The 22,130-nt window shown below is 36.8% G+C and carries 16 protein-coding genes; 13 read left to right on the plus strand and 3 right to left on the minus strand.

Features of this window, described 5'->3' with window-relative positions; genetic code table 11:
• The first annotated feature begins 57 nt into the window (after nucleotides 1-57).
• From JM83_RS11975 to guaB, 9 genes are all read left to right on the plus strand, one after another.
• Nucleotides 58-2,976, plus strand: coding sequence for a TonB-dependent receptor (locus JM83_RS11975; protein ID WP_144962393.1), 2,919 nt, complete (start codon nucleotides 58-60; stop codon nucleotides 2,974-2,976).
• A gap of 312 nt (nucleotides 2,977-3,288) precedes the next feature.
• Nucleotides 3,289-4,317: a quinone-dependent dihydroorotate dehydrogenase gene (locus tag JM83_RS11980; protein ID WP_144962394.1), complete on the plus strand. Its 1,029-nt coding sequence runs from the start codon at nucleotides 3,289-3,291 to the stop codon at nucleotides 4,315-4,317.
• A 15-nt stretch (nucleotides 4,318-4,332) separates the two neighbouring features.
• Nucleotides 4,333-4,941 carry a LysE family translocator gene (locus JM83_RS11985; RefSeq protein WP_144962395.1) on the plus strand — a complete coding sequence of 203 codons (609 nt, stop codon included), beginning with the start codon at nucleotides 4,333-4,335 and terminating at the stop codon, nucleotides 4,939-4,941.
• Nucleotides 4,942-5,055: 114 nt separating this feature from the next.
• A complete protein-coding gene (locus JM83_RS11990; protein WP_144962396.1) occupies nucleotides 5,056-5,919 on the plus strand; it encodes a hydroxymethylglutaryl-CoA lyase in 864 nt (287 codons plus the stop codon).
• Nucleotides 5,920-6,057: 138 nt separating this feature from the next.
• A complete protein-coding gene (locus tag JM83_RS11995; protein WP_144962397.1) occupies nucleotides 6,058-7,266 on the plus strand; it encodes a DUF4856 domain-containing protein in 1,209 nt (402 codons plus the stop codon).
• A 55-nt stretch (nucleotides 7,267-7,321) separates the two neighbouring features.
• On the plus strand, nucleotides 7,322-8,434 hold the full coding sequence (locus JM83_RS12000) for an imelysin family protein (protein ID WP_144962398.1): 1,113 nt from the start codon (nucleotides 7,322-7,324) through the stop codon (nucleotides 8,432-8,434).
• Nucleotides 8,435-8,446: 12 nt separating this feature from the next.
• Entirely contained in the window at nucleotides 8,447-9,811 is a 1,365-nt protein-coding gene (locus tag JM83_RS12005; protein WP_144962399.1) for an HTTM domain-containing protein, read from the plus strand.
• A complete protein-coding gene (locus JM83_RS12010) occupies nucleotides 9,792-12,257 on the plus strand; it encodes a TonB-dependent receptor domain-containing protein (RefSeq protein ID WP_144962400.1) in 2,466 nt (821 codons plus the stop codon). The genes JM83_RS12005 and JM83_RS12010 overlap by 20 nt, the downstream gene beginning before the upstream one ends.
• Nucleotides 12,258-12,366: 109 nt before the next feature.
• On the plus strand, nucleotides 12,367-13,839 hold the full coding sequence (gene guaB / locus JM83_RS12015) for an IMP dehydrogenase (RefSeq protein WP_144962401.1): 1,473 nt from the start codon (nucleotides 12,367-12,369) through the stop codon (nucleotides 13,837-13,839).
• A gap of 327 nt (nucleotides 13,840-14,166) precedes the next feature.
• Here the strand turns inward: guaB and JM83_RS12020 are convergent, their stop codons facing one another.
• The 3 genes from JM83_RS12020 to JM83_RS12030 form a co-directional block, all read right to left on the minus strand.
• Nucleotides 14,167-14,679 (minus strand): OmpH family outer membrane protein, encoded by a 513-nt coding sequence (locus tag JM83_RS12020; protein WP_144962402.1) that lies wholly within the window; start codon nucleotides 14,677-14,679, stop codon nucleotides 14,167-14,169.
• Between the two features lie 529 nt (nucleotides 14,680-15,208).
• Nucleotides 15,209-15,451: a hypothetical protein gene (locus JM83_RS12025; protein ID WP_144962403.1), complete on the minus strand. Its 243-nt coding sequence runs from the start codon at nucleotides 15,449-15,451 to the stop codon at nucleotides 15,209-15,211.
• Nucleotides 15,451-15,909: an SRPBCC family protein gene (locus JM83_RS12030; protein ID WP_144962404.1), complete on the minus strand. Its 459-nt coding sequence runs from the start codon at nucleotides 15,907-15,909 to the stop codon at nucleotides 15,451-15,453. Before JM83_RS12030 ends, JM83_RS12025 begins: the two co-directional genes overlap by 1 nt.
• 197 nt (nucleotides 15,910-16,106) lie before the next feature.
• On the opposite strand from JM83_RS12030, the gene JM83_RS12035 reads away from it, so the two are divergent.
• The 4 genes from JM83_RS12035 (at nucleotide 16,107) to JM83_RS12050 (ending at nucleotide 22,111) form a co-directional block, all read left to right on the plus strand.
• Nucleotides 16,107-16,967 (plus strand): peptidyl-prolyl cis-trans isomerase, encoded by an 861-nt coding sequence (locus JM83_RS12035; RefSeq protein ID WP_144962405.1) that lies wholly within the window; start codon nucleotides 16,107-16,109, stop codon nucleotides 16,965-16,967.
• Complete coding sequence (locus JM83_RS12040) at nucleotides 16,930-18,387, plus strand: peptidylprolyl isomerase (protein ID WP_144962406.1); 1,458 nt, start codon at nucleotides 16,930-16,932, stop codon at nucleotides 18,385-18,387. The genes JM83_RS12035 and JM83_RS12040 overlap by 38 nt, the downstream gene beginning before the upstream one ends.
• Nucleotides 18,388-18,396: 9 nt before the next feature.
• Nucleotides 18,397-19,350: an AAA family ATPase gene (locus tag JM83_RS12045; protein ID WP_144962407.1), complete on the plus strand. Its 954-nt coding sequence runs from the start codon at nucleotides 18,397-18,399 to the stop codon at nucleotides 19,348-19,350.
• 493 nt (nucleotides 19,351-19,843) lie between these two features.
• Complete coding sequence (locus JM83_RS12050) at nucleotides 19,844-22,111, plus strand: aconitate hydratase (RefSeq protein WP_144962408.1); 2,268 nt, start codon at nucleotides 19,844-19,846, stop codon at nucleotides 22,109-22,111.
• Nucleotides 22,112-22,130: the final 19 nt, after the last annotated feature.

Here is a 22,130-nt window from a genome sequence, read left to right on the forward strand (position 1 = left end):
TTATAACAATGGCCCAAAATTTTCACTATCTTTGATTAAAATCAAAAATATAAACTTATGAAGAATTTTTACGTAATGTTCTGTTTGTTTTTTGTTGCTTGGGCTGCTCAAGCTCAAACACAAGAAATCACGGGAACTGTTATAGATGACCAAGCACAACCTTTAGGGGGCGTATCTGTTGCTATTGAAGGCACCAATAGAGGAACAATTACAGATTTTGATGGAAAATTTACTATTGAAGCAAGCATGGGGCAAACCTTGGTGTTTTCATTTGTAGGATTTGACACCAAAAAAATGGAGATTCAGAGTGCTGTGATGAATGTAACAATGGTTTCGGGAATGGCTTTAGGTGAAGTAATGCTGGTAGGTTCCCGTAATCCAAGTAGGACCGTTGTGGAATCAACAGTGCCCATTGATGTATTGGATATAAAAGAATTAGCTTCAGCAGTACCACAAGTGAATTTAAATCAGATGCTGAATTATGTAGCACCTTCATTTACATCGAATACCCAAACAATTTCAGATGGAACAGATCATATAGATCCTGCTTCTTTAAGGGGATTGGGACCAGATCAAGTGTTGGTACTTGTAAATGGAAAGAGAAGGCATAACACTTCTCTGGTAAATGTAAATGGAACCTTTGGTAGGGGAAGTGTAGGAACCGATTTAAATGCGATACCTGCGGCTGCTATTCAACGAATAGAGGTTTTAAGGGATGGGGCTGCAGCGCAATATGGGTCTGATGCTATTGCCGGGGTTATAAATATTGTGTTGAATAAAAATGTAAATGAATTGAATCTTACTGTGACTACGGGGGCAAATTTCACTGAAAATGCAAACGACCAAACAGGAGGAGTAGATGGAGAAACAGTAAATGTGGCTGCCAGTTATGGGATTCCATTAGGTGAGAATGGTGGGTTTGTTAATTTCTCCGGGGATTTTGACTATCGTGAAGATTATAGTAGAATGAAGGAATGGGAAGGCGAAATTTTTAAAGGGTACAACGCCATTGAAAATGTTGCATTTAATGCAGGAGCAGATATTGCCAGTTTAACCGATGCTGAAATTCAGCAGTATGCTCAAAACGTGCCTTATTTTAGTGAGCAACTAAAAGATGATATTAATAATGCCCCAGATAGAGCAACTTTACAGTCGTTGTTAAACTTTGATGTTACTGAAGATGAATTAAATGCGCGTGGGCAAGAAAGAAGCGATTATAATATGAGAGTGGGACAATCTGCACTTAGGGGTGGAAGGTTCTTCGCTAATTTTTCATTGCCATTGGACGATGCTGGAACCGAGCTTTATTCTTTTGCGGGAATTAGTTCAAGAAATGGAAATTCTGCAGGATTCTATAGGTTGCCAAACCAAAATAGGACATATACACCTATTTATATCAATGGTTTTTTACCAGAGATCAACTCTAAAATCAATGATAAATCCATTGCAGCAGGGATAAAAGGAAAAATTGGGGACTGGGATGTGGATTTTAGTAATACATGGGGAAGAAATGAATTCTTATATCTTATTTCCAATACCTCGAACGCTTCGCTAAAACAAGCAAGCCCTACTACTTTTGATGCGGGAGGATTTTCTTTTGCTCAAAACACGACCAATTTAGATATTTCTAATTTTTACGAGGATATGTTTTCTGGAATGAATGTCGCTTTTGGTGGAGAGTATAGGCTGGAAAATTATGAAATAGTCGCTGGGGAAAGAGCTTCTTATGAGCAGTATACAGAAAATGGAACTCCTATAACATTAGCTTCTCAGTCGCCTTCAACTGACTTCTTTGGTCGTGGTAGACCAGGAGGTTCACAAGTATTCCCAGGGTTTAGTCCAAAGAACGAATTGTCCAGAGAACGAAGTAGTATTGCTGGTTATTTTGATATTGAAGCAGATCTTACTGAACAATTTTTGTTAACCTTTGCCACTAGATTTGAAGATTATTCAGATTTCGGTTCTACAATTAACTTTAAATTGTCATCAAGATATAAGTTAACAGATAATATTAATATTAGGGGAGCAGCCAATACAGGTTTTAGAGCCCCTTCTTTGCATCAGTTAAATTTTAACTCAACTTCTACAATTTTTGATAATGAAGGAAATCCTCAAGAAGTAGGAACTTTTTCTAACGATAGTCGTGCCGCAAAATTATTAGGGATCCCTCAATTAAAGGAGGAAACATCTAGAAGTTTGAGTGTTGGATTTACTGCACAAATTCCAGATGCAAATCTTTCTTTGACAGTGGATGGTTATTTTGTAGCTATAGATGATAGGGTAGTTTATACGGGGCAATTTCAACCTACACCAGATCCCGGGACTGGCACCAACGGTGTTCCGGCTGTATATTCTGGAGCACAATTAGAACTTTTTAATTTGTTAAGACAAGCAAATGCCACCGCTGCATCATTCTTTGCCAATGCCATAGATACCGAGTCCAAAGGTGTGGACTTGGTCTTAACTCACAATGCAACATTTAACAACGGATTCAGATTGAAATCTGATCTTGCTGCCACTTTATCCAAAACAAAGCAAGTAGGAGATATTAAAGCTTCAGACCTATTAATTAGAGCTGAGAAAGTAGGCACTTATTTTCCAGAAGACAGTAGGGTGTATTTAGAAGAAGCAGTTCCAAGAACAAAAGTGAACCTTACCAATAGCTTAACTGCCGGAAAATTCAATGTTTTTCTAAGAAATGTGTTCTTTGGAGAAGTTACCGAAGCTACCACCACTATTGCCAACCAACAAGTATTTGGTTCTAAGATCGTGACAGATTTGTCCCTAGGATATAAAGTATCTGAACCTCTTACGCTTACAGTAGGAGCAAATAATTTATTGGATGTGTATCCAGATAGGGCAGAACAAGATTTTGGAAATAGAAGCGATGGTCGTTTCGATTGGTCCAGACGGGCACAGCAATTTGGAATTGGAGGACGATTCCTTTTTGCAAGACTTGCATTTACGCTGAAGTAAAAACAACTATTTATAAATTTTAAAAAACAGCCTTCGGGCTGTTTTTTTATGCAGATGATTAATGGAAGTATGTATATCCGTAAAGTGTCATAAAATAATAAATAACGTCATTCTGAACTTGCTTCAGAATCTAATAAGACCAAGAATTAATATAATAAAATGAGACCCTGAAATAAATTCAGGGTGACGAAAGAACTATAGGACATAAAATGGATACACAAATGGAAGTTCCCTGGTTGACTGTTTTAAAGTCCTTTCAAATAATTACTTCCATTTTGCGAAATAAGCTACTTTTGCACAAAGATCGTTACTATGTATAAATCCCTGATAAGACCGCTTTTATTCAAATTTGATCCTGAAGAGGTTCATGATTTTACTTTTGATGCGCTTAAACTACTTTTTAGGGCCCCAGGAATTTCGTCTCTTTTGAAAAATAAATTTCAAATGAATGACCCAAGATTGGAGAGAAAAGTATTTGGACTAAGCTTTAAAAATCCGGTTGGACTGGCTGCGGGCTTCGATAAAAATGCGGTTTTATACAAGGAGCTGGATGTATTAGGGTTTGGGTTTGTGGAGATTGGTACTGTTACCCCAAAAGGCCAGCCAGGAAATGATAAAAAACGATTGTTCAGGCTTAGGGAAGATTCAGCTATTATTAATAGGATGGGATTTAATAATGAGGGAGTGGAGGCAGCAGTAAAACGGTTAAAACCCAACAAGAATGTTCTAATTGGAGGGAATATTGGCAAGAATAAAATCACTCCCAACGAAGAAGCGGTTTCAGATTATAAAATATGTTTTGAAGCATTGTTCGATCATGTAGATTATTTTGTGGTTAATGTAAGTTCCCCAAATACGCCAAATTTACGAGCCCTTCAGGATAAAGAACCGCTAACGGATCTTTTGAATACGCTTCAGAAATTAAACGAAACCAAAGCAAAATCGAAACCCATTCTTTTAAAAATAGCTCCAGACCTTACTAATGAGCAATTATTGGACATAATTGATATAGTTGCAGGAACTGGGATTGCAGGGGTAATTGCTACTAATACCACAATTTCAAGGGAAAGCCTTCAGTCTGGGAATAGAGATGAAATGGGAGGCCTAAGTGGAAAGCCATTAAAAAATAGAGCTACGGAAGTGATTCGTTTTCTTTCGGAAAAAAGCAATAAAGCATTTCCAATAATCGGTGTTGGTGGAATTCATTCGGCCGAAGATGCTCTTGAAAAACTGGAAGCAGGAGCTAGTTTAATTCAGCTTTACACAGGGTTTATTTACGAAGGACCTAGTTTGATTAAAGAGATCAATAAAGCTGTTTTATTGGCATCCAACAAAAAATAGCAAATCCACGTATTAGTGTTAGTACAACTTATTCCATTTATAACGGCTTCCATATTATTGACCCTCTCCCCGGGACCAGATATTATTTATGTTTTGGTGCAGAGTATTTCAAACGGGAAAAAGGCTGGAATAATAACAACTTTAGGCTTGGTTTCAGGGATTTTAATTCACACCAGTTTAGTTGCATTTGGAGTTTCAGCAGTTATTAAAGCTTCCCCAATATTGTTCACTTTAATTAAGATATTTGGTGCTTTGTACCTATTTTATCTAGCCTATAAGGTTTTTAAAAGCGATAGCTCCATTGCGATACGTGATGTTGCGGCCAAAAGGATGGGAAATTTATTTCGCCAAGGTTTTATCATGAACGTTTTAAACCCAAAAGTGACTGTTTTCTTTTTAGCTTTCTTTCCTGGCTTTTTATGGGAACCAGAAGGGAATACTATTCTTCAATTTTATATACTTGGCATCTTGTTCCTGCTGCAGGCTTTATTGATCTTTGGAGCAGTTGCCCTTTTAGCAGGGAAGATCTCCCATTATTTATTGCAGCACAAGCAATCGGGGGTTTTGTTGAAATGGATCCAGATTGTTGTTTTCATTGGAATAGGAGTATTGATCTTGATTTAGAATAAAAGATCACCGCAATATCCTAATTTTCAGTGCTTAATTCCCATGGGATTTTCCATCTTCCCATTGTGCTTCTTTATTTTTATATATATGCTAAAATACTATCTTTGGGCTATGGATAAAATAAAGATTATTGAATGTCCCAGAGATGCCATGCAAGGCATTAAAACCTTTATTCCTACTGGGGAGAAAATTCAATATATCCAATCTTTGCTACGATGTGGTTTTGATACCATAGATTTTGGGAGTTTTGTTTCTCCTAGGGCAATTCCGCAAATGGTAGATACAGCCGAGGTTTTATCTAAACTAGATCTCTCTGCAACTCAAAGTAAATTGCTCGCCATTATTGCAAATGTTCGAGGTGCTCAGGATGCTTCTCAACATCCAGAAATACAATATTTGGGATATCCTTTTTCTATTTCCGAAAATTTTCAGATGCGGAATACCCATAAGACCATCGATGAATCTGTAGAAACTTTAAAACAGATATTAGAAATAGCAAATGCTTCCAATAAAGAAGTTGTTGCCTATTTATCCATGGGTTTTGGAAATCCTTATGGTGACCCATGGAATGTGGAGATAGTTGGAGAATGGACTGAAAAGATGTCTAATATGGGGGTGAGCATCTTATCACTTTCCGATACTATTGGGAGTAGTACGCCCGAGATTATTTCATATTTGTATTCTAATCTAATTCCAAAATACCCAAAAATAGAGTTTGGGGCTCATCTACATACAACGCCCACCTCTTGGCATGAAAAAATAGATGCAGCTTATACTTCGGGTTGCAGAAGATTCGATGGAGCCATTCAAGGTTTTGGAGGTTGCCCGATGGCAAAAGATGAATTAACAGGGAATATGCCTACCGAAAAAATGCTTTCTTACTTCAATTCTAAAAAAGCAGATTCCAATATTAAAATGACCAGTTTTGAATCCTCTTATAATGAGGCAACTAAAATCTTCTCAGCTTATCATTAGTATTATCGATACTTCTTCGGTTTTTTATTGTTAAATATTATTTAAAATTAATCTAAATAAGTTTTGTGTAACTAGAATTCGTTTTTATATTTGCACTCGAAACAGATCACTATTTTAATTCAGTCTAAATAAATATTCATGAAAAGATTAGCTTTAATTGCGTTCACCGCAGGATTAACTTTAACCTCTTGCAGCTCAGACGACGCACAATTACCAATGGAAAACACGCTTGTAATCCCACAAAATTACACTTTTGAAAGAGGGAATGCAACTACCGTAAATTTCGAGGGGCAAACTACCAGACTCCAAATGTCTGCCGAAATTCTGTCTTCTTTCACTGATTTTGAAAATGCCACAGCAGAATCACTTTCCAATATGTTCTCCAATGAAAATTCACCTTTTTCTTCAGCTGCATTAAATGAATCTTCAAAAAGTGTGAAATCTAAAGTAGCAGCATCTAGCTTATATTTTTCATCAAACACAGTAGAAAGCACAGAAATAAAAGCAGACTTTGAAGCATTTATTGAAGAGCAAATGACTGTTGTAAAAGCAAACAAGGATCTATTAGCTGAACCCGGAGTTGCTGGACAAATTGCCGCAGGATCTGGCGTAAGATATGTAAATGGAAAAGGTCTTGAATTAAACCAAGCATTTGCGAAAGGTTTAATTGGAGGGCTTGTGCTGGATCAAATTATAAACAATTATTTAACTACGGCAGTTCTTGATGAAGGGGATAATAGGATAAAGAATGCGAATGGAGTTGTTGAAGATGGAACAAATTTTACCACAATGGAACATACATGGGATGAAGCCTATGGATATCTATATGGCGATCCCTCTATTCCTTCTGCAAATCCTAATTCGGTTTTAGGCCAGAGTCAAGATAAATTACTATTCGATTATTTAGGCGAGGTTGATGCCGATCCAGATTTTGCAGGCTTGGCAACAAGTACTTTTGATGCCTTCAAAAAAGGTAGAGCGGCAATAGTTGCTGAAAATTATGAAATTCGCGATGAGCAAGTAAGTATCATTAGTAGTAACCTTTCTAAGGTTATTGGTGTAAGGTCCGTTAGGTACTTGCAAAATGCAAAAAAAGCTTTTGAAAACAATAATAAAGGTAGGGCATTTAATCAGTTATCTGAAGGTTTTGGATTTGTCTATAGCTTGAGGTTTACTAATAATCCCGCTACTAATATGCCATATATCAATAAAGCACAGGTAGATGAGTTTAAAGCGCAACTTTTAGCCGGAAACGGATTTTGGGATGTAACTCCGCAAACCTTGGATAGCATTTCTGAAGAAATAGCTACTGCATTTGGTTTCACAGTTGCACAGGCTGCAGAATAAAAATAATCGTCTGGGGCCGAATTAATTTCTGCCCCAGATTTTAAAATTCAATATTATGATTAAAATTTCGAAATTTTTATTTTTAGCGCTATTTGTTTTTGCTGCCTGCACTTCAGATAATGATGGCGAAGAACCAATTAGTGGAGGTGAAAATTCTTTTGACCGTAAAGCTATGTTAGCCAATTGGGCCGATAATATTATTGTTCCGTCTTTTGAGAATTTTGCATCTTCCACACAAAATCTTCAGGAAAAAACCAACTCTTTTACAACCGATCCTTCTGAAGGGAACTTGGTGCAATTAAGAGCTGCATATAAAAAGGCATATCTTGATTTTCAGACGGTTTCTATGTTCGAGATTGGCAAAGCTGAAGAATTAAACTACAGAAATTTCTTAAATACTTACCCTACAAATGTTAGTGCAATTATAAACAAGATTGAAAGTGGGGATTATAATCTTACACTTCCAAGCACTTATAATGAGCAGGGTTTTCCTGCCTTGGATTTATTAATAAACGGGCTGGCTGATAGTGACCAGGAAATAGTTAACATCTATTCTTCAGAAAAATATAAAAGTTACTTATTAGATGTTTCTAAAAGGATAAATAACCTTACAAGTGAAGTTAATGCTTCTTGGCAAGGAACTTTTAGAGATAATTTTGTAAATAATACAAGCTCATCCAGTACTGGTTCTGTAGATAAGTTTACGAATGATTACGTTTTGTATTTTGAAAAATTCCTTAGGTCCGGTAAAATTGGTTTTCCTGCAGGGGTCTTTACTGGAGAGCCTTCTCCAGGAAATGTAGAGGCTTTATACTCTCAAGATCTTTCTAAGGAATTATATATTAAATCGGTAAAAAGCGTGCAAGATTTTTTTAACGGTAAATATTATGCTAGTAGCCAAACAGGGCCTAGTTATAAACAATATCTGGATTATCTAGATTCTATGAAAGACGGGCAAATATTAAGTACTTTAATCAATAATCAATTCGATACTATTTTAAGTCAGGCTACAGGTTTGGATCAAAGTTTAAAATCTCAGGTGCAAACAAATAATACCGTAATGCTGCAAGCATTTGATGAATTGCAGAAGGAGGTTATATTATTGAAAGTAGATATGATGCAGTCACTTTCCATTAGTGTAGACTATGTAGATTCAGATGGGGATTAGTCTTTTTTTTAAATGAGGCTTCAGATCAATAAATATTTCAATTCTTATACGGAAGCTGCCCCTCTGGCAGTCTTCCGTTTATTTTTTGGGAGTATGATGTTGGCAAGTATTATCCGTTTCTGGTTGAATGGATGGATCGAAAAGCTTTATATAAATCCTAAATTATTTTTTTCCTATTATGGGTTTGAATGGGTGAAACCGCTGGGCGATTTTACCTATTTAATTTTTATCCTGTGCGGAGTATCAGCTTTTTTTGTTGCCATCGGTTATAAGTACCGCCTGTTTATCATCAGCTTTTTTTTGAGTTTTACGTACATCGAGTTGATGGATAAAACCACCTATTTAAACCATTATTACTTCATAAGTATTCTTAGTTTTTTAATGATTTTTCTTCCTGCAAATGCTTACTTTTCTTTAGATGCTTGGAAAGATCCTAAAAAAGCTTTTCAACAGATTCCCGCTTGGTGCATAGACTCCTTAAAATTATTGCTGGCTATTGTTTATTTCTATGCAGGGCTTGCCAAATTAAACTCGGATTGGTTGCTGCGTGCTATGCCATTAAAGATATGGCTGCCTTCCAAATACGATCTTCCTTTGCTTGGAAATCTTATGCAACAGGAATGGGTGCATTATGCCTTTAGTTGGAGTGGGATGTTGTACGATCTAACAATTCCATTTTTATTACTTTGGAGAAAAACCCGTTTTTTTGCATTCCTTTTGGTAGTTATATTTCACGTTATGACCCGGGTTCTATTTCCTATTGGGATGTTCCCGTATGTAATGATCGTAAGTGCGCTGATATTTTTTAGTCCCAAGGTGCACCATAAGATTCTCCGTAAAATTTCTAGTTTCTTCGGAATTAATAAATCGAAATTTGACAATTCTCTAGGCTTAGTCTTTCAGCCTGTAAAAAGAAAGATTTTCCTTTCTGTAGTAGCCGTATTTTTCTTTATTCAGATCTTGCTTCCGTGGAGATATTTAGCGTATCCAGGAGAACTTTTCTGGACCGAAGAAGGATTTCGCTTTTCCTGGAGGGTCATGTTGATAGAAAAAGCTGGATATTCGCAGTTTAAAATTGTTGACAGTGAAAGTGGAAGAAGATTTTATGTGGACAATTCCGACTTTTTAACGCCATTTCAGGAAAAACAAATGTCTTTTCAACCCGATTTTATGTTGCAGTATGCTCACTTTCTTGCTGAGCATTTTAGAAAAGATGGGCATAAAAATATTGAAGTTTATGTAGAAAATTACGTGGCGCTAAATGGCAGAAAAAGTGCTCCCTATATAGATCCTGAACTAAATCTGCTAAATTTTGACGATTCGTTTAAACATAAATCTTTCATATTACCATTTCAAGATGAAATTAAAGGCCTTTAGTATATTTTTTTTAGTTACATTTTTCGTTCAAGCGCAGTATTCCCTCAGCGGAAAAATACTTTCTTCAGATTCAGGTGAACCCATTTCGAATGCAGAGGTATGGAACAAAACAATTGGTAAAATGACTGTGGCAGATGTGAATGGAAATTTTATAATGAAAGATCTTGCAGTTGGAGTTTACCAATTTGCCGTATTTAGTTACGATTATGAAATTGAAGAACGGCAAATTAGTATTAATCTAGATACCACGGCAGAATTTAGGTTGTCGCCCTTGGCAGAAAGATTAAGCGAGGTTTTACTTACTAACCGAAGGGAACAGATTTTTGCTTTAAGGCAACTAAGGAAAGTAGAAGGAACTGCGATTTATGCCGGTAAAAAAAGCGAGGTAGTCCTATTGGGTAAGGTTGCTGGGAACTTGGCAGCCAACAATGCCAGACAAATTTACAGTCAAGTGGTTGGACTAAATATTTATGACAATGGCGATGCAGGTCTCCAACTAAATATCGGCGGTAGGGGATTGGACCCCAACAGGACCCAGAATTTTAATACTAGGCAAAATGGTTATGATATTTCTGCAGATGTTTTAGGATATCCGGAAAGTTATTACACCCCACCTCCAGAAGCATTAAGGGAGATCCAGGTGGTACGTGGAGCTGCATCACTTCAATATGGAACCCAGTTTGGAGGGCTTATTAATTTTAAATTTAAAGAGCCAGTTCCAGATAAGGAAATTGAACTTATCTCCAGACAATCTGTGGGGTCGTATAATTTGTTTACCAGTTTTAACAGCTTAAGCGGTACCATTGGGAAATTCAGTTATTATACATACTATAATTATAAAAGTGGGGAAGGCTTCCGGCCAAATTCTGAATATGATTCTCATAATGCTTTTGCTTATATAGGTTGGAAGTTCAATGAAAAAACTAAAATAAGTTTCGAATATACTTTTTTAGATTATTTGGCTCAGCAACCCGGCGGTCTCACAGATGCCCAGTTTTATGAAAACCCTAATTTTTCCAATAGGGAACGTAACTGGTTTGATGTGAACTGGAATTTATTTGCGCTAAAACTTCAACATAAAATTTCAGAGAGAACAGATTTTAGTTTAAATATATTTGGCCTTGATGCTACAAGAAAAGCAGTGGGATTTCGAGAAAATAGGGTTTCCCAAGCAGATGATCCAGCTGCGCCTAGAGAATTATTGGTGGACAATTTCTCCAATTGGGGAGCAGAAGCCCGTGTTTTAACAAGATATAATTTCTTGGGTGAAGAATCTGTTCTACTATTTGGAAGTAAGTATTATGATGCAAAAAATAATCAGCGCCAAGGACCGGGAAGTGCGACTGCAGGTCCTGATTTCGATTTTGCTAAACAGCAATTTCCCAGTTATTCAAGACAATCTGAATTTGTTTTTCCAAATAAAAACCTCGCTTTTTTCGGTGAGAATATCTTCAACATTACCAACAGGTTTTCCATTACACCAGGATTTCGATATGAATATATAAATACCCAAGCAGAGGGAGATTATAAATTTATACTTGAAGATTTGGCAGGAAATATTCTTGTAAACCAAACCATTCCCGATAACAGGAAATTTGACAGAAACTTTGTTTTACTTGGAATTGGCAGTAGCTTCAACTTGAATACAACTAACGAACTGTACGCTAATTTTTCCCAGAATTATCGCTCTGTTACCTTTAATGATATACGGGTGATAAATCCGGTTTTTCAGGTAGATCCAAATATCAAGGATGAGGAAGGTTTTACATCAGATCTTGGAATTCGTGGTAGGCTTAAGGATTTCGTTTCTTATGATTTTAGTGTTTTTGCTTTGAAATACAATAAAAGGATTGGCGAGGTTTTAAAGTCTGAAACTAGGGAAAATGCCCAAGGAGAAGTTGAAGAAACTGGAAGGATCGTGCGTTTTAGAGGAAATATAGGTGATGCCTTTATCTATGGATTGGAAACTTTTGCTGATTGGAACCTTAGAAACACTTTTTTCGATTCGGCAAAGAATTACAAATTGAATGTTTTTATAAACGCCGCGTTTACAAAATCGGAATACACTAGTTCCCAAGAGGTTAATGTTAAAGGAAATCAAGTGGAATTTATTCCTGAAGTCAATCTTAAGACGGGATTGAACTTTGGATATAAAAACTTTCTCGCTGGATTGCAATACACTTATTTATCCAGTCAGTTTACAGATGCAACCAATGCTCCACAGGATTTAAATGACAATCAGCGTGGAATTGAAGGAAGCATTCCCGCCTACGGAATAATGGATCTTTCCACTTCCTATTCCTTGGGAAAATTTAGAATAGAGACAGGTATTAATAATTTATTGGATAAATCTTATTTTACGCGGAGGGCAACAGGATACCCAGGTCCGGGAATAATTCCGGCACAACCTCTTACTTGGTATGCTACTTTACAAATAAAGTTGTAAACAGATGCTGATTGTTCCTTTTCAGAATAAATCCAAGATTAGCTGATTTTCAGACTATTTCCTTGTTTTAAATTACGTATATTTGCACGCAATTAAATCTTTAATTGCTATGACTGCACACGATTCCAAAATTGTTGGGGAAGGACTTACATACGACGACGTATTATTGGTTCCCGCATTTTCAGAAATTCTACCCCGCGACGTAAGTATTCGCTCAAAATTCACAAAAAATATTACTATTAATTTGCCGATAATATCCGCAGCCATGGATACGGTTACCGAGAGCAAGATGGCTATCGCCATGGCTCGGGAAGGTGGTATTGGTGTGTTGCATAAGAATATGAGCATTGAGGAACAAGCCCTGAAGGTTCGTAAGGTGAAACGTGCGGAAAGTGGGATGATTATAGATCCGATTACCTTGCCATTGTCCGCAAAGGTGATCGATGCCAAAAATAATATGAAGGAGCACAGTATTGGGGGAATTCCAATTATAGATGCCCATGGGAAGTTATTGGGTATCGTAACCAATAGGGATCTAAGGTTTGAGAAAAACAATAGTAGACCAATTGCTGAAGTTATGACTTCAGAGAATTTGGTTACGGTTTCTGAAGGGACTTCTTTGGAAGAAGCTGAGGTGATCTTGCAAAAAAATAAGATTGAAAAATTACCGGTTGTAAACGATCAGGATAAATTGGTTGGATTAATTACATTCCGTGATATTACAAAACTTACCCAAAAACCAAATGCCAATAAAGATGGCTACGGAAGGCTTCGCGTTGCAGCGGCTATCGGTGTAACTGCAGATTCTGTAGAACGTGCCAGTGCTTTGGTGAAAGCAGGTGTAGATGCTATTATCATAGATACTGCTCACGGTCATACCAAAGGAGTGGTTGAAGTATTAAAAAATATAAAAGCAAAATTTCCAGATTTAGAAGTTGTTGTTGGAAATATAGCAACTGCTGAAGCTGCCAAATATTTGGCCGATGCAGGTGCAGATGCCGTAAAAGTTGGAATTGGACCTGGATCTATTTGCACCACAAGAGTTGTGGCCGGAGTAGGATTCCCTCAGTTCTCTGCAGTACTAGAAGTTGCAGCTGCTCTTAAAGGAACCGGTGTTCCTGTAATTGCAGATGGAGGAATTCGGTATACAGGAGATATTCCAAAGGCTATTGCGGCTGGAGCAGATTGTGTAATGCTGGGATCTCTTCTTGCGGGAACAAAAGAATCTCCAGGTGAAACCATTATTTATGAAGGTAGAAAATTCAAGTCATATCGAGGAATGGGATCTGTAGAAGCTATGAAACAAGGTTCCAAAGACAGGTATTTCCAGGATGTGGAAGACGATATCAAGAAGTTGGTGCCAGAAGGAATTGTAGGACGTGTGCCTTATAAAGGAGAATTAGAAGAAAGCATCCATCAATTTGTAGGTGGTTTAAGGGCCGGTATGGGGTATTGTGGTGCAAAGGATATTGAAACTTTAAAAGAGACCGGGAAGTTTGTGAAGATCTCTTCTTCTGGAATCAATGAAAGTCATCCTCATGATGTAACCATCACTAATGAATCTCCTAACTATAGTAGATAATTTTATGGTCATATTAGGCATGTCGAAATATGGAGAGATACTAAATAATGTATATCCGCTTTTCGTCAAACAAGGCACTTGACCACGTTGGCATACTGAACTACTTTCAGGGTCTGTACTGGATTAAATGGGATACTGAAACAAGTTATGTATGACGAGTAATCTGAGCTGTCATTCTGAAGGAAACGTAGTGGACTGAAGAATCTCAATAAAACAGCATCAATTTAACTAGAGATCCCTCCCAGCGTCGGGATGACATTTGATTAATACAACAAAAATGCTGCTTCAATAATTTTGAAGCAGCATTTTTTTTACATTTAATTGAACTTACTCTTTTGGTAATTCTATACCTAACTTTTTCATCACGGCATCCGTGATATCATACTTTTCGTCTGAATAGGCCAATCCATTCACACTTGTATTGAAGATTTGGGTGTACTTTTCTGTAGCGATAATCATTTTCATCGCTTCGTCAATTTTCACGTAAAGGGGTTGTGTTAATTCGTTACGTCTTACTTGCATAAGGACGGAAGCCTTTTGCCTGAAGTTTTTGATATCATTTTCAATTGAAATAATTTCAGATTCTTTGCTCTTTTTTTCCTCTTCGGTAAATGTGGTGCTATTGGTTTGGTAGCTGGCCACCAAATCTTCATATTTTGTAATAGTTGTTTGTAGATCTTCCTGAAGTTTGGTGTTATAGGTTTTTAAGCCTTCCTCAACAGCTGCAATTTCAGGCATTTGAGACATTATAAATTCAGCATCTATTGTTCCTACTTTTGTTTGAGATTGAACACTTAAACTTGTAATAAAAAGGGCTAATGCCAGTAATGTGTTTTTCATGATTTTTTATTTTTCCAAATATAATGGAGACAGTTAAATAATTACAAGATTTATCATAAAAAGATTGATTGTCCATACAGTAACCTAAATTGATAATGGGCGTTATTCTGTTCCGATAACTATCGGAATTGTTTCAGAATCTCATAACACTGTAAATCAACAAAATAAATTAAGACCCTGAAATAAATTACCATTGACGGATTCGTAAAATACATCAATTTCCTATGCTATATATTTTTATCAACGCTTTTAGGATGGCTAACAATAAACAGGGTCCTTGGCCACGAATGCACGAATTATTGGTTTTAAAAATCCTGGAAAATTATTCGTGAATTCGCGGCAATATCCAGAGAACCAACAAAACGCCTAACGATGCTAAACTGGTCTCAACATCTTAAAAACCTGGAAATAAATTTTCTCTAATAGAATTTTAAACACGTCAATTTCCTACGCTAGATAATTTTTTTATCACGGGTCTCAGGGTGACAAGTTAACTTTTATGTCAAATATTAAGAGATACATAAAAAGATCACTTTTCGTAGACTGTTGCTCTATTTGGCTTTAATACATCCCTATATTTTTTGATCTCGGATTCTGGCACTACCCAAAAAGCAATGGCATGTAAATCGCTTAATCCTTCAAAACCTGTAAGGTCCCGATCTGTTATTTTTTCAGCTTTGATAAAATCTTTTAGGTGAATCTCGTGATGTTTGGCAATAGAAAATGCTTGGGGACCCCTAAAGTCCCAGATAAGTTTAATTTGTCTCTCCATTAGGGTTGTTCGTTTAATACGCTTGTACCATTTTCAGCAAAAGTTTTAAAGTCTTTCATGTATTTATAGGTTTGGTTCATGAAAGAAGCGGGCATCAAAAATGCGATTATTTTCATAAAGCCCGAAAATTCAAATTCATTGTCTGAGATCCATTTGGTCGAATTGTTTTCAACTTCTTCAAAATAATTCTTCTGCCTGTTAAAGACTCTTTTGGCATCATAGCTTACAAAAAGTTTTTTTGGGAGATTGTTTTTTTCGATAGTTTCTATCATTTCCATTTCCCGTTTCCCCATTTTATACTTTAACTTGGATCGCGCTTGCTCGTGGCCAGGTTCTCCACTTAGGTGTTTATATGAAATAAAACCCTTTTGCCAGTGCTTAAAATTATTGGGGTCTTCCATTTTGGCAATTACTTCTTCCCTGGGTAGATCGATGATAATTTCTTTTGAATATTTCATCTTGGTATCATTTTAGTTGGTATCAAGATACTTCAGAAAATTAAATTTTTTGACTATAATTTCTTGAAATTTGAATCGTTTAGAGTTTATAGCTTGTGTAAGCTTAAGGAATTAGTATTTTTGCGCTTGTATTTTTATAATAATCAGATTCTGGTTTACGTGGAAATATTGTTTATTATTAAAGTTATCTGCCTACAATGGAGAATCATATCTCGAAATTTATTTTATCCCTTGGTTGCTTGCTCCTAGTACAAAGTTGTAATTATTTTCAAACGGCAGAAGAACGAGAAGTTGTTGCGCGGGTAAATGAGAATTATTTGTATTTAGAAGATGTTCAAGCATTGGTTGGGGAAGGGGTTTCCAAAGAAGATAGCACATTGATGGTAAACAACTTTATAAATAGATGGGCAACCCAGCAATTATTGATAGATAAGGCTAAATTTAATTTAAGCAGCGAACAGCAAAAGGAATTTGATGAATTGGTGAGCAACTATAAAAACGAACTTTATAGTAAAGCCTATGCAGATGCTATGGTTGCAAAGGGATTGGACACTACCTTTAATCAGAATGAAATTGAAGAATATTATAAGGAACACCTCGAAAACTTTAGGCTGAATGAAGATCTTGTAAAATTAAGGTTCATCAATCTGAACAACAATTTGGATTTTGATGATATAAAAAAGAAGTTCATTAGGTTTAACGAAGAGGATAAATCTGATCTTGATAAAATTTCCCTTCAGTTTAAATCCTACTCCTTTAAAGATTCGGTTTGGGTGGGCACAAAATCTGTTTACAATAGGATTGTTCCCTTAAACGATGGTAATAAGTCCCAACTTTTAAAAAAGTCGAATTTTCTTCAGCTTGAAGATTCATTAGAGGTATATTTGGTGTATGTAAACGATGTCTTGTTAAGGAACGATCAGGCACCCTTGGAATATGCGACTTCCACAATAAAACAGATCCTGCTTAATAAGCGAAAGGCCAATTTGGTAAAAGAATTAGAAAAAGATATAACTAGAGATGCAATTGAAAACAAACAATTTGAAATATATAATTAAAAGTTTAGCTATAGGGGCGCTATTGGTAGGGTTCCATGGCAATGCCAAGGCACAAGAAGTGATTGTGACAGATAGTACCGCAATTCAGCCTAAAATAGAGGTAGCAGAAGTTAAGGAGGAGCCGGCAGGATTTCAGCGATATAAAGTTGATGGAATTGCAGCGGTCGTTGGGGCGTATGTGATCTTGGATAGCGATATAGACCTTATGTACAAGGATCTTAAAAGCCAAGGGGTTTCTACTGAAGATATTACAGACTGCCAGTTGGCAGGAAGCTTGCTAGAGAATAAATTATATGCACACCATGCAATCCAAGACAGTATTATTGTTTCTGATGCGGAGGTTCGAAATTATGTAGATCAGCAGATCACCCAAATGGTTGGGCAAGTTGGTTCCATGCAAAAAGTGTTGAATTTTTACAAAAGAGATTCAGAAGATGCTTTTAGAACTGAATTATTCGAGCTGAACAAGAACCAGGAACTTTCTAAAAGAATGCAACAAAGCATTATTGAGAAAGTGGAAATTACTCCCGAAGAAATTCGTTCCTATTTTGATAAGATTCCAGAAGATAAAAGACCATTTTTTGGAGATGAGGTAGAGATAGCACAAATTGTAATCAAACCTGAAGTGCCGCAGGGTGAAAAACAAAAGGTAATAGATAGACTTAATCAATTTAGGGAAGATATTGTGGATAATGGAGCGAGCTTTGGAACGAAGGCGGTACTTTATTCACAAGATCCAGGTTCCAGCAGCGATGGAGGTAGAATGGTGATCACTCGAAAAGATGGTCTGGATAAAGATTTTAAGGACACTGCTTTTAGTTTGCAAGAAGGAGAGGTTAGTGAACCATTTGCTTCATCCTTTGGATATCATATTATTAAAGTTGAAAAAGTGATTGGTCAAAATTTAGAAATCAGACATATATTATTGATCCCAGACGTTACCAATGCAACTGTACAAAGCGCAAAGGCTGAAATTGATAGCCTAAGAGCCAGAATTTTAAATAAGGAGATCACCTTTGGAGCTGCTGCAAAACAATTTTCAGACGAAGAACAAACTGCTGCAAATAATGGGAAGTTAATAAACCCAACCAATGGAGATACTAGGTTTGAACTCACAAAAATAGATCCGGAAGTTTATGAACAAGTGGTGAATTTGGAGGAAGGCGATGTTTCTCTGGTATTAAGGGACCAAGAGCGTACTGGGAAGATTTTCTATAAGATTATTACGGTCAATAAAAGGTATAAGGAGCATAAGGCAGATTTTGTACAGGATTATTTGAAGATCAAAGAATTGGCATTAAGGGATAAGCAATTAAAAGCTATTGCCAAATGGCAAAAGGAAAAGATCGCAGACACCTATATTAAAATCAATGGTAAATATAGAGACTGTTCTTACGAAAGTGATTGGTTAAAGAAATAAAACACACAAATGTCTGATGTCACCGCTGTAGAAAATTTAGTCGATAAGCATCGGCTACTTAAGAAGGAAATAGCGAAGGTAATTGTTGGTCAAGAGGAAGTTATAGATCAGATCCTCTTAGCTATTTTTTCTGGAGGACATGCGTTGCTGATAGGGGTTCCTGGCTTAGCCAAAACTTTAATGGTAAATACCATCGCTAAAGCCTTGGGATTGGATTTTAAAAGGATCCAATTTACCCCAGATCTTATGCCCAGTGATATTTTGGGATCGGAGATCCTGGATGAGAACAGGCATTTTAAATTTATAAAAGGCCCTATATTTTCGAATATTATTCTGGCCGATGAGATAAATAGGACTCCGCCAAAGACTCAAGCAGCTTTGCTAGAGGCCATGCAGGAATGTTCTGTGACTGTTGCGGGACATCATTATAAGCTTAGTTTGCCATATTTTGTCCTGGCAACACAAAACCCAATAGAGCAGGAGGGAACGTACCCCTTGCCTGAAGCGCAATTGGATAGGTTTATGTTTGCTATTAATTTAGATTACCCATCCTTTCAGGAAGAAGTAGATGTGGTTAAAACAACGACTTCCAATATAGAGCAAGTTGTAAATCCTTTATTTTCAGCTTCTGAAATTATTGAAATTCAGCAATTGGTTAGAAGGGTTCCCGTGCCGGATAATGTAATTGAATATGCGGTTAGAATGGTGGGCAAAAGTCGGCCAAATGGGGAAGCTGCACCAGAGCTAATAAAGAATTATGTAGACTGGGGAGCGGGTCCCAGGGCTTCACAGAATTTGGTGCTCGCTGCAAAGGCACATGCTATTTTAAACGGAAAATTCTCTCCCGATATAGAAAATATTCAAGCGGTAGCCTCTGGGATACTTCGGCATAGAATTATAAGAAATTATAAAGCGGAAGCAGAAGGAATCACTGAAGGTCAGATTATCCAATCCTTATTCTGAATTTTTTTGAACTTGTTAAATTCACTATTTTTTTCTGGGTGACAAATAGGTTCTATTGTCATCCCGACGATAGGAGGGATCTCTATTTAGAGGTTATTTTGTGTTGGGATTCTTCAATTTGTTTCACTTCTTTCAGAATGACAAACGTGTCTTTTCTTTTCATAGTAGAGAAATCTTTTTTACTTAGAGATTATTAATTTCATACAAAAAGGGACAATCAGACTTATTTTCTCTGGCTCTAAATTAAAATGCTCTATCCTTGTTCATATATAATAAAGATAATAATGCTTCAAAATTGGTATTCCAAATGTAATTAAATTATCATATTCTTAAATTTTCTATTCAATTTTATCTCAAATTTAAGTTTAGATTTTAAATCGATCATTTGTTTAAACTATTCCTGATTATTGTTCAATTTTGGTTCTAATTTTTAAAATTCGGTTGAATTTCGTAAATTCGCAAGAGTTTTTTACAACATAAAATCAAACAAACTATGGCATACGATATAGATATGATCAAAAAGGTATATAGCCAAATGGCAGATCGTGTAAACCAAGCACGAGAAGTTGTTGGAAAGCCTTTAACACTTTCAGAAAAAATACTTTATTCTCATCTATGGGAGGGCAAAACCAAGCAGGCGTTTAAGCGTGGGAAGGATTATGTGGATTTTGCTCCAGATAGGATTGCTTGTCAGGATGCAACTGCCCAAATGGCTTTGCTTCAGTTTATGCAGGCTGGAAAAAAGAATGTTGCAGTTCCCACTACCGTACACTGTGATCACTTGATCCAGGCGAAAATGGGAGCAGCTTTGGATTTGGTTTCAGCAAATAAATCGAGTCATGAAGTGTTTGAATTTTTGGAATCTGTATCCAATAAATATGGCATTGGGTTTTGGAAACCTGGAGCAGGAATTATACACCAGGTTGTGCTTGAAAATTATGCATTTCCTGGAGGGATGATGATTGGAACAGATTCCCATACCGTAAATGCAGGTGGACTGGGAATGGTTGCAATTGGAGTTGGTGGTGCAGATGCTGTAGATGTAATGGCTGGAATGGCATGGGAGCTTAAATTCCCTAAATTGATCGGGGTTAAGTTAACTGGCAAACTTTCTGGATGGACCTCTGCAAAAGATGTTATTTTGAAAGTGGCAGGAATTCTAACGGTTAAAGGTGGTACTGGTGCTATCATCGAATATTTTGGTGATGGTGCACGATCTATGTCTTGTACAGGAAAAGGGACTATTTGTAATATGGGGGCAGAGGTAGGTGCAACAACTTCTACTTTTGGGTACGACGATTCTATGGAGCGTTATCTTAATGCTACCAATAGGGCAGATGTTGCCGCGGCAGCTAATGAAATTAGGGAACATTTAACAGGGGATGATGAAGTCTATGCAAACCCTGAACAATATTTTGATGAATTGATCGAAATTGATTTATCTGAATTGAAGCCACATTTAAACGGACCATTTACTCCAGACCTTGCGACTCCTATTTCAGAAATGAGAGTGAAAGCAAAAGAGAACGACTGGCCTTTAAAAGTAGATTGGGGCCTTATAGGATCTTGTACAAATTCATCGTATGAAGATCTAACCCGTGCAGCTTCTATTGCGAAGCAAGCCGTAGACAAGAAAATAAAAGCAAAATCAGATTTTGGAATTAATCCGGGATCAGAGACTATCCGCTTTACAGCAGAGCGTGATGGCTTGCTTCAGATCTTTGAAGATTTGGACGCCACCATTTTCACCAATGCTTGTGGTCCATGCATAGGGCAATGGGATAGAAGCGATAGAAAAGGAGATGAGAAAAATACTATTGTGCACTCCTTTAACCGAAACTTTTCTAAAAGAGCCGATGGGAACCCTAATACACATGCTTTTGTAGGTTCTCCAGAAATGGTTGCTGCAATCGCAATTTCCGGAAGATTGGATTTTGATCCAACCAGGGATAAATTATTGACTGAAGATGGAGAAGAAGTACTATTGGATGAGCCAACTGGAATAGAACTTCCTCCAAAAGGATTTGATGTAAAAGACCCAGGATATATTGCGCCTTCTGAAGATGGAAGCGAAGTAGTGATCAAGGTTGCGGAAGATAGCGAGCGTTTACAATTATTGGAGCCTTTCGAACCTTGGGATGGTAAAAACCTTATGGGAGTGAAATTGCTTATTAAGGCATTTGGTAAATGTACTACAGACCATATCTCGATGGCGGGGCCATGGTTAAGATATAGAGGGCATTTGGATAATATTTCCAATAATATGCTTATTGGGGCAATCAATGCTTTTAATAAAAAAACAAACTTTGTAAAAAGCCAGATTACTGGGGAGTATGACGGAGTACCCGCAGTGGCCAGAAAATATAAAGCAGCCGGAATTTCAACTATAGTAGTGGGAGATCACAACTATGGAGAAGGATCTTCTAGAGAGCATGCAGCGATGGAACCAAGACATCTTGGTGTAATGGTGGTCTTGGTGAAATCTTTTGCTAGAATTCACGAAACCAACCTTAAAAAGCAAGGAATGTTGGGGATCACTTTTGAAAATGAAAAGGATTACGATCTTATTCAAGAAGATGATACCTTCAACCTAGTGGACCTTTCTGAATTTGCGCCAGATAAGCCTTTAACGATAGAGGTTGTACATGCAGATGGTAGTAAGGATACATTTAAGGCAAACCATACGTATAACGATTCTCAAATAGAATGGTTTAAGCAAGGTTCTGCATTAAACCTGATCAAGATCCAGAACAATGCATAAGATGTAATATAATTCTGTA

Source organism: Gillisia sp. Hel_I_86, from assembly GCF_007827275.1.
Classification (GTDB): Bacteria; Bacteroidota; Bacteroidia; order Flavobacteriales; family Flavobacteriaceae; genus Gillisia.